Genomic DNA, 9,167 nt, shown 5'->3' with positions numbered 1-9,167 from the left:
GATGAGTTCACTGTCGCTCATCCCAGTAATGACCGAAATGGAAAGCCCACTGCTTTTAAAGCCTGCAATATACTGGCTAGCAGCCGTTTTCCCGACACCCGCTACCTTGGCCGCCTTACGGCCACTGAAGCCTTGTTTAAAATATAGTCGTAATAATTCGCGTACTTCTCTCATACCTATAGGTTTGTTGGCCATTACTCTTCCTTTTAAAAGTTAATGGCACTAAGATGAGAAAAGTGTCCGTTTTGCTCCGGAATAGCTGTCCGCCTTGCAGCGGAATCACTGTCCGCTTTGCCCCGGAATAGGTGTCCGTTTTATTCCGGAATGACTGTCCGCTTTCCAGCGGAATGGGTGTCCGTTTTCACCGGATTGTGCATCCATAGTAGAATGAAAGATATCAAGGTGTCTGTATGTTTAAGAAAAACAATACACCTATGCTCTTTATAATATTTGAATAACGATCCTATCTAGATCCTTAGCTTTTCTAGTAATACTCCAAAATAAAATTATTATGGAGTGTTATATTAAAAATAATAAAATTTAGATTTAAGGATAAAATTATAGTGTAATTATTCGATCAAGACTACAAAGACAGAGCTGGATATCAAAATATTAGAAAAAAGGGGATCCATTAATTTTCAATAACTTAATAAAAACCAATCACGCTCTGCGTGATTACTGCTTGCTTTTTTATCTTCTTCACTTCGTTTTAAAGACAAAAAACTTTCTTCCCTCCCCTTCACATAATCTTCTGGTAATGAATTGAAATTAACTACAAAGAAGCGTTAAAAGCATTGAGTTTCCTAAAATAGAAGTTTCTAAAAGCTATCATCCTTTTCTTATTATATTGAACTATTTAAAGTTTAGCTACAAAGGATTAATAATGATATCTCTATTACTTTTTTAGTTTATAGCAATATCAAAAAAATCACCCTTTTTCGAGTCCCACATTCAAAAAAGCTAATAATGTATATATTTAACCAATATAATATAAAGGTTGTTTTGATGAATAGTTCCGTTATAAAAAAGCTTAATAAAACCCTGAATAGTGATTGATATAAATACTCAAGAAGAGTTTAATAAAAAAATAACCGAAAGATCAATTGATGGTTTAAAAGTTTTAACTTTTAAAAATTGCAACTTCAATTGTAATATAAACTTAAGATATAGTAATGTCCACTCAGTTGATTTTTTAAACTGTACATTTAAACATGAATTTATTTTTAAATGTACCGTAAGTAAAAATGCAAATTTTGAACGCTGTACATTTTTCTCATTAGCTGATTTTAGTAATTCTGAATTTAAAGAAAAAGTAAAAGTTCGATTTTACAATTCTAAATTTAATAGTCTGGCTAAATTCGATAATACGACCTTTTCGGATTTAGCTGATTTTTGGGGAGTACATTTTAACCAAAAAATTATTTTCTATAAAACAGATTTTTTAGGAACGGTTGTCTTTTCTAGAACAACATTTAAGGAAAATGTTTTATTCACTTACTCTCTTTTTGATAAATTAGTGATTTTTAGAGGAACTATTTTTCAAAAAGGTCTAGATTTATCTCTAGCCATAATAAGTGGAGAATTAAGCCCTTTTGATATAAAAATAAAAGATTTCGAATCAAATGGCAATGTTAAAGATGAAGAATTATATGAAAAATATGTTTCAAATGAAGGGATAATTGTAGAAAAGAATAAAAGGGAAACATTTAGAATATTAAAAAGACACTTTCTAAACCAACACAATTCAATTGATTATTTAAAATTTTCTTCATTAGAACAAAAAACATATACATCAGAATTGAGAAAGAAGGTTTTTTCTAAAAAACTAGATAAAAAACCAATACAAGATTATATTATACTAAAACTAAATTTTCTTTCAAATAACCATGGAAAATCTTATTTAAGAGCTATCCTATTTACTTTATTAATAGGATTAATGTTCTTTTATTTTTCTATAATTGCCACCGAAAACTTCTATATTAGTTTAACAGGAATTACACTGGAAACTTTTTATAAAAATGTAAAATACTTCTTTATTTTTTTAACACCAACACACAGAATAAGTTTTATGGATGAGGCAAATCCAAAAACTTTCTTTTATGTTTGGAATTTTATAGGAAGAATATTTATTTCATATGGTATTTATCAAACTATTCAAGCATTTAGAAAATTTAAAAAATAATAGGTCAAATTCTAGAAATATTCGGCCCGGGGATAGGCCATAATTGCATATCTTGCTTACTATACTATTAGTACTCCTTCTATAAAAGAATCCATTAGTGCCTAGATAAAGGGATACCTTCCTCTAAAATCACACTCAAAAAAAAAAAAAAAAAGAACTTCCCTCAAAACCGGGGTAAACCCGCCTGAAAAAAGTCAAAAAAGCAATAAGTTATTAATCCATACTTCGATTCGATTTGTTACTTTATCAGGGGCTCAAATTTAACAAATTATAACTATTATTCATATACAACATAATGCACATATATAACATATTATTTTACTATAAATCAATAATTTAAAATTATTTTATTCAAACCGTATCGGAAACCTTATGACCATTTTCTGGAAAAACATGAGCTTCCCCTTTGAATATATCCGTTATGAAAATTCGTTCTCCAAGCATTTACAAATTGCTGTATTTTCTTTAATTTATTTTTGTTATTATCTTACAATTGTAATAATATTGGATAAAACGAGTTGTTAAGCCATATGATAGAGCAAACGAACATTCAACTATTCAATGCCTTACAAAAAGATATATGGAGCGAATTCGCCCAAAAATGGCATGAAAAATGGCATGAAAAAAAGAACGAGTCTACCTTCCAAAATGCAGTAAAAAATCTTTATGGCTTCGAAAAAGATTATGAATGGAATATTCTGCATAACAGTTTCCAGGTCATTGACGACTCCGAATTGGCTAAATTATCCTTCAAACATTTGGAACGTCAAAAACCATCTATAAATCTTGATTTTGCAGAAAGAAACTTAAGACTTTACGGTTTATTGAATGCCGTATCCCAACAAAAATTAGCCATTGATAATTTGCTCACCATCCATAAAATGGCAAACAAGACAAGATTATCAAAACAATTATCACAATCGAAAATTCTAGCGTTCAGCAATAAAATAGTGGCACACGCTACTAGTGCAAAAACAGAAAAAGTTGATTTTAAACACTTTTTCGATGTAGATGAAATAACAATGCTAAAATCAGATAGCCGTGTATTTTCTCTTCTAAGGAATCAAAATGAGCTTGAAAACTTAGATTTTATGAAAGAGATCGAAACATTTGATAAAATGGTGGAATCGAATCTGTCCCTTATTGCCACTAAATTGATCAAGAAAATATATAAAAACCAGGGCGAATTCTATAAACGTCTGTTTGTTATCGAATTAACCAGAACTTGTGGTATGGTCGAAGGGGATCACCTAATGGGAATCAAAAGATAAAGGGAGTACAATAATCCTTTAGCCTAAAAATTTGGACAATATTACCATTGCACGATAAAACGAAACCCTATGCATACCACTAAAGGTACGGGCAACTAAAATTAGCCTCTAAGGATCACTACTATTATTGGTTCGTTTTCTTTGGAAAAGCAAAAAAACAAGTTGTCCTTCATTGTCTATACGGGTATAATGTTCCTTAGGAACACCTCCAAAATTGAACGAATTAGTAGGTTTAGCATAATCATATTCTCCTTCCATAAAAATTCTTGAAAGGGAAATTACGTAACCTAGGTACTCTTAATGAAAAGTTAAAAATTATTCCTTAGCGTACGTTTTCGCACCGATGGGCTTCATGCCCCATACACATCTATACCGGAAATTTTGTTCTATTTTTGGTATACAGCCTATTGTTGGCATAAGGCCTTTTAGGAAGGGTAACTGTCATCAACGGCCATTTATGCGGATTAATTCAGTTTTAGCCGCTTTCCTTCTTAAATCTTATCCTTAAAAGGGAAATCCCTGTTTTAAGGCCAAAACCTTCTTATATCAAAGGTTTTGGCCGTATTTGAATGTGTTTAAAAGGCTTTTAAAGTCCTTTCTTCTTTGCCAGAAGCTTTAGGCCCTCGTGGACGGCATCCCCAAAGGTATAGCCGCTGTTGTTCACCTTTTCCAGAAAGGTGACCTGGTGCAGCAGTTTTATGGCCGATTCGGACAAATAAATATTCTTGTATTCTTTTTTTTCTTCGGAGGCCGGCGCCGCTTTTTTAGGGGCCGCCTTTTTTTTGGGCTTGGCGCCTTCTTTCGAGCTCCCCGTCAATAGATCATCTAGTCCCATAGTTCTTTTATTTATGGTTGTTAATTCGTTCCAGGACCTCATAGCCCAGGGCGGTATAATCTTGTGCCCCGTTGCTCTTTCGGTCGTATTCAAAAATTGTCTGGTGGTGCAATTGGGAGGCCGATACCGCGGTATTTTTTCGGATCCTGGTCTGGAACAGGGCGGTATCCCATTTCTGTTCCTTGATCTTGTCCATCACGTCCTTGCCCACGTTCAGGCGTTCGTCCCATTGGGTGATGACGATCCCAAGAATACTGAGCTTGTCGTTGATGTTGTCCCGCACCATTCGGATAAAATTGATCATATGGTCAATCCCCTCAATGGAAAAGATCTCCGCCTTGATGGGCAGGATCACGTAGTCGCTACAGGAAAGGGCGTTCACGGTGACCAAGGAGGTGTTCGAAGGGCAGTCGATAAAAATAAAGTCATAGTCCTTCTTCAGGCCTTTGAGTGCCTTTTCCAGTTTCCGCTCCCGGGAGAGTTCGTTGAAAAGCCGGGATTCTATTCCTACCAGATCGGTAGAGGAAGGGATCAGGTCCAGGTTCTCCCGTACGTTCACCGGGGAAAACTTCTCCCCCAACAGGGCTTCGCGTATGGTCGTTTCCGGCTCCTTGACCCCGAACTGTCGGGAAAGGTTGGCCTGTTCGTCCATATCGATGACCAGGGTACGGCCCTTCAGGGCCGCCTGTACCGCTAGGTTGATACAGGTGGTGGTCTTTGCCACCCCCCCTTTTTGATTCATGATTGCAATGGTTTTCATATGTGCCACTTATAGCGTTTGTTCAATGTGTTAAATATACATAACATAGATAACATATTGTTCTTATGCCGTAAAAAGTTTTCCACAGTGGTTACAGCTCATGGACAGCCCCGGTTTGCCCCATACGTTGGAGCACCCACAGGAGTACTTTACCTTCTGTTTTTTGTTCCTTGGACGTGCTTCTTCCTGTACCAGGACCAAGTCCTTTACCTGTTCATAAAGCGGCCGGTCCTGAGTGATCTGGGAGAGGATCTCGGGGTTGACCTCCAAATAAAGTCCCGCAAAGATCCGGTCGTTCATCAATTTTTCGGTGGCCGCCAGAAACCGCCCCTCCTTGATCGGGTAATCGTTCATTCGCTGGCCGGTGGTCTTCCCTCCTACCTCCCCGTTATGGCTCGGCATAAGTCCCAGGGACTGCATTTTTTGCGCCCATTCGCTATTGTGGTAGCCGGGACGGGAGGGGGTTCCGTAGTGGTACTGCCAGCCATGGCACATTTCGTGCACCATGGTCTGGCAGATCTCTATCAAGGGAAAGCGCACGAACATGGAAGGGTTCAGCGCCAGTTCGTCCGTTTCCCGCTCCTCCATATGGTACCAGCGTCTATAGGAATAATGTCCCATCACATTTTTGCGCCTGGTGATCACGATCAAACAATCCTTGATCTGCCCTTGAAAAAGTGCCCGGTTGTAATAATCGAAAATAAACTGAAAAAGTCCGTAGAATTTCGAACTGGGATTCTCGGCAAAACTAGAAGCATTCATAAACCTATTTTGTTTCGTACGATACAATTATAAAAATTACCGCCACTTTTATGCAGCCCATCCCGCTGGGCGAGAGCGTTCAGGAAGCCGGCTCCAAACAATACGGCCAGCATTGCTTTGATTTAAAGGATGCAATATACTACATATATTATACATCCTTAACATAAACAGTATATTAAATATATTAACCAATTGAAAATTGGTTGTTTATATCCCTTTATTTACTTTCCTATCATCTTCCCCAAGAGGCGCAGGGGCTTTCAGGGCGACTTCATCCCCCCTGTCGCCGCTATAAACGCAAGCGGACGGCCTTCGCCAAAAACCTTTTGGAAGCCTTGGCGACCACCTATAAAAATCGGTCTTCGATGGAAGGGCTATTTTTATAAAAAGGATTGCGGGCGAAATGGCCATCCGCTTATTTTTGCTGTCGTAAAGGAAAAAGGAGCCCGCAGGCCCTGCCGAGAAAATGCCCTGGGCCGCTTTAAGGGGAGCCAATGCGCCGTCCCGCATTGGGCAGCGGGGAGGGGCTTCTAAAGGGCCAAAAAGTAGGATCCCGACACTACGGAAGTACTCCCCTTACAAAAGCGGCCCAGACCGATCCCGGGCCAAGGTTCCGGTATAAAAAGGATAGCACATATTTAATATACTTATTATATTATATTTAACAAACATATATAATATTATAAACATATTATTGTACTGTAAAACAGTTGTTTAACTAAATTTCTTTGTGCAAAAAAAGACCTATTGTATTTTTAAAAATAGAAACCAACAGCCATTTACCGCCTATGGAAACACCTGAATATGGACCTAAAAACCAACAATATTCTTGGCAGCGGACATTCGAAACTTGGCCATTATTCTTTGCGTTAGCTATTGCAGCGGCATCCTTTTTTGGCCGAGCCGGCCGGCCAAAAAAGATACAGCGGAAAGAGCGACCCGATAGGGGAACGCCCAAAACAGCCCGATATCGCGAAAAAGTATCGTCATCGTCCCTAGCATTCCCACCCAAAAATGTGCCCTGATCCAACAAAAACGACCCCAAATCCCCGAAAAAAAAGGCGCAACGGAACCAAATTTATATCGGTTTTATGATTGGTGGAGATATCGCCCCCATCCAGAAAAAAACCCAAAAACGCATCAAAATTAAACGGTGCTCGGAAGAAAAACATAAAAATGAAACATATACTATATATTCAACATATATCAAATATTATATATATGAAACATATTATTGTATTGAAATTCAATGCTTTAAAATTCATAAAAAACCTATAGGGAAGGACCCCAAAACACTTTTGAACAGGTCACAAACCAAAAATAGTGCCGCAACAAATCCCAAGCACCCTGGGAAAATCCCGGCAGCAATGTGAACCCTCGCTCGCTTTATTTTTCAAAAAAAAACCAAAATTTATGAACCTGCCCAGGGCCAAAAAAACAATTTGTAAAAGGCCATGGATCAGCGGTATCTTTGTCCCGTTCTTGTAGCAGGGCAAAAAAAAAATTCGCAAAAAAATACCGTTCCAAAAAAGTAATTTTTTTTCATTCACGGCGTTATTTAAAAAACCGCAAAAGGGGAGGAGTATAGATAAAATCTATGCAAATTTTTCTTGCGGGATGCTTTTTTGACCTTTCTTCACAATTTTAGGTTATTTTGCGGTGTTGGATGCATTTAAAATTTTGCGGAGCAAAACCGATATGATGATAAACAGGCGTGATTTTTGGAAAAATCATGACGGTTTTGAAACCTTATCAACATTTTCACAATGCTTATCAAAATTACTTTTTTCATTTTTAAAAGACTAAATAAATAAAACAGAATTATAATACTAAATTACAGGGATCCATTTTTCCTTATATATTGGGGCTTTAGAAGGATTATCTCAAAGGGATTGAGGATGGAACTCAAAGGGATTGAGGACCTATTCAAAGAGATTGAGGATGGAACTCAAAAAAAAATCTATATTTGTATAGCCCCAACTCAAAGGGATTGAGTATGACCATGATGATACTAACAATGTTATGAACGAAAAATTAAAGCTTCCAGAGGTAATAAGGCATCCCTATCAGCTTACCGAGAATTTCATCAAGTTTAAGTTTTCTGCCGGAGAGAATAGAATTCTGGTAAGGGTCCTTCAAAGGATAAAGGTACATCAGGAAATCGAATATAGTCCCCAGATCGATATGGACGGCAACATCCCCTTGCAATACCATTGGCGCGATCTTATTCCCGACAATCACAATGCAAAGGACAGACTGGAGAAGGATTTGTTGGAGCTAAGGAAAAAAACCCTCCCGATCAAAAGCAAAATGATCGTGGAGGGAAAGGAAATGGATTCGGTAAAGCATATTGGTGTCATCGAAAAACCGGAGTGGACGGATAGCCGGTCCCATGTGAAATTAAACATTGACGCAGACCTTTATGGCTTTCTGACCGATCTCAGCAAGGGTTATACCGAATATTTGGCCAATACAAGTTTCAATTTGACCGGGAGCTATAACATCAAGTTCTATTACTACGTGCGCCAATGGTTCCAAACGGGGGGACGAAGAGTTTCATTGGAACAGTTCCGAAGAGAACTTGAAATCCCAAAAACCAAGTATCGGAGCAACACGGCATCAGCTTTCAAGATCAATATTATCGATCCTGCAAAAAAAATGCTCGACGAGATGGCGGACGTAAGCTTTAATTACTCCGATCTGAAGACCGGAAAGAAAATCACAGGATTTGTGTTTAAATTCTACAAGACCAACAACAAGGCCCCCGTACGGCACAATGTGGAAAGGATCGAAGAGATATTTGATTTGCTAGAAGGGAATTTTAAGCTTTCTAAGGCAGATAGGAGCAGGTTGATAGGGCTAATGAACAAATACCAGTTTACCTTTCTTAAATCGATTATAAACACCCATTATTTCGATATCAGGGACATTTATGATCGTAGTCCCGATCTTCCCAACGCCATCAGTAAGGTCATCCTGGACAATTACGATCACCTGTTCAAGGAAGACAAGTAATAAACCTCCGAGAATACCTTGCCAGCAACTCAAAGGAATTGAGGACGGGAAAAGCCCCTGAATACAAATGGATTACAGCTATGCTAACGGATTGCGGATGAAAAAAATGAAGGAAGGTCAAAAAAGCAAAATTAAGGAACGGAGAACCTAAAACACTTTCCCATTCCCCCAACTCAAAGGGATTGAGGATGGAAAAAGCCATTGAAAACAAAGGGATTACAGCTACGCTAACGGATTGCGGACGCCGGGAACGCTTTCCCAATACCCAACTCAAAGGAATTGAGGACGGAAAAAGCCCCTGAATACAAATGGATTACAGCTATGCTAACGGATTGCGGATAG

General features: G+C 38.0%; 8 protein-coding genes. 3 read left to right on the top strand and 5 right to left on the bottom strand.

The annotated features are described in order from the left end of the window. The coding region (locus tag BUA16_RS17280; protein WP_218616778.1) for a hypothetical protein at window positions 1-195 on the bottom strand (195 nt) is incomplete at its 3' end. An 853-nt stretch (window positions 196-1,048) separates the two neighbouring features. On the opposite strand from BUA16_RS17280, the gene BUA16_RS17275 reads away from it, so the two are divergent. Beyond that, window positions 1,049-2,182: a pentapeptide repeat-containing protein gene (locus BUA16_RS17275; protein WP_072765976.1), complete on the top strand. Its 1,134-nt coding sequence runs from the start codon at window positions 1,049-1,051 to the stop codon at window positions 2,180-2,182. Between the two features lie 530 nt (window positions 2,183-2,712). Further along, the gene (locus tag BUA16_RS17270) at window positions 2,713-3,453 is read left to right on the top strand and encodes a hypothetical protein (protein ID WP_072765975.1); all 741 of its coding nucleotides are present in this window, start codon (window positions 2,713-2,715) and stop codon (window positions 3,451-3,453) included. 108 nt (window positions 3,454-3,561) lie between these two features. Here the strand turns inward: BUA16_RS17270 and BUA16_RS18885 are convergent, their stop codons facing one another. The 4 genes from BUA16_RS18885 to BUA16_RS17255 all read right to left on the bottom strand — a co-directional run bounded on the left by BUA16_RS18885 (window position 3,562) and on the right by BUA16_RS17255 (window position 5,810). Continuing rightward, window positions 3,562-3,711 carry a hypothetical protein gene (locus BUA16_RS18885; RefSeq protein ID WP_218616777.1) on the bottom strand — a complete coding sequence of 50 codons (150 nt, stop codon included), beginning with the start codon at window positions 3,709-3,711 and terminating at the stop codon, window positions 3,562-3,564. Window positions 3,712-4,039: 328 nt separating this feature from the next. Then, complete coding sequence (locus tag BUA16_RS17265; protein WP_072765974.1) at window positions 4,040-4,288, bottom strand: hypothetical protein; 249 nt, start codon at window positions 4,286-4,288, stop codon at window positions 4,040-4,042. 7 nt (window positions 4,289-4,295) lie between these two features. After that, the gene (locus BUA16_RS17260) at window positions 4,296-5,048 is read right to left on the bottom strand and encodes a ParA family protein (RefSeq protein WP_072765973.1); all 753 of its coding nucleotides are present in this window, start codon (window positions 5,046-5,048) and stop codon (window positions 4,296-4,298) included. A 63-nt stretch (window positions 5,049-5,111) separates the two neighbouring features. Further along, window positions 5,112-5,810 (bottom strand): SprT-like domain-containing protein, encoded by a 699-nt coding sequence (locus BUA16_RS17255; RefSeq protein ID WP_072765972.1) that lies wholly within the window; start codon window positions 5,808-5,810, stop codon window positions 5,112-5,114. Between the two features lie 2,022 nt (window positions 5,811-7,832). Here BUA16_RS17255 and BUA16_RS17235 point away from each other — a divergent pair. Next, complete coding sequence (locus BUA16_RS17235; protein ID WP_072765968.1) at window positions 7,833-8,825, top strand: replication initiation protein; 993 nt, start codon at window positions 7,833-7,835, stop codon at window positions 8,823-8,825. Window positions 8,826-9,167: the final 342 nt, after the last annotated feature.

The organism is Arenibacter nanhaiticus, assembly GCF_900141935.1.
Classification (GTDB): domain Bacteria; phylum Bacteroidota; class Bacteroidia; order Flavobacteriales; family Flavobacteriaceae; genus Arenibacter; species Arenibacter nanhaiticus.
The sequence above is the reverse complement of the archived record's forward strand: the minus strand, read 5'-3'. Positions and strand labels throughout refer to the sequence as shown.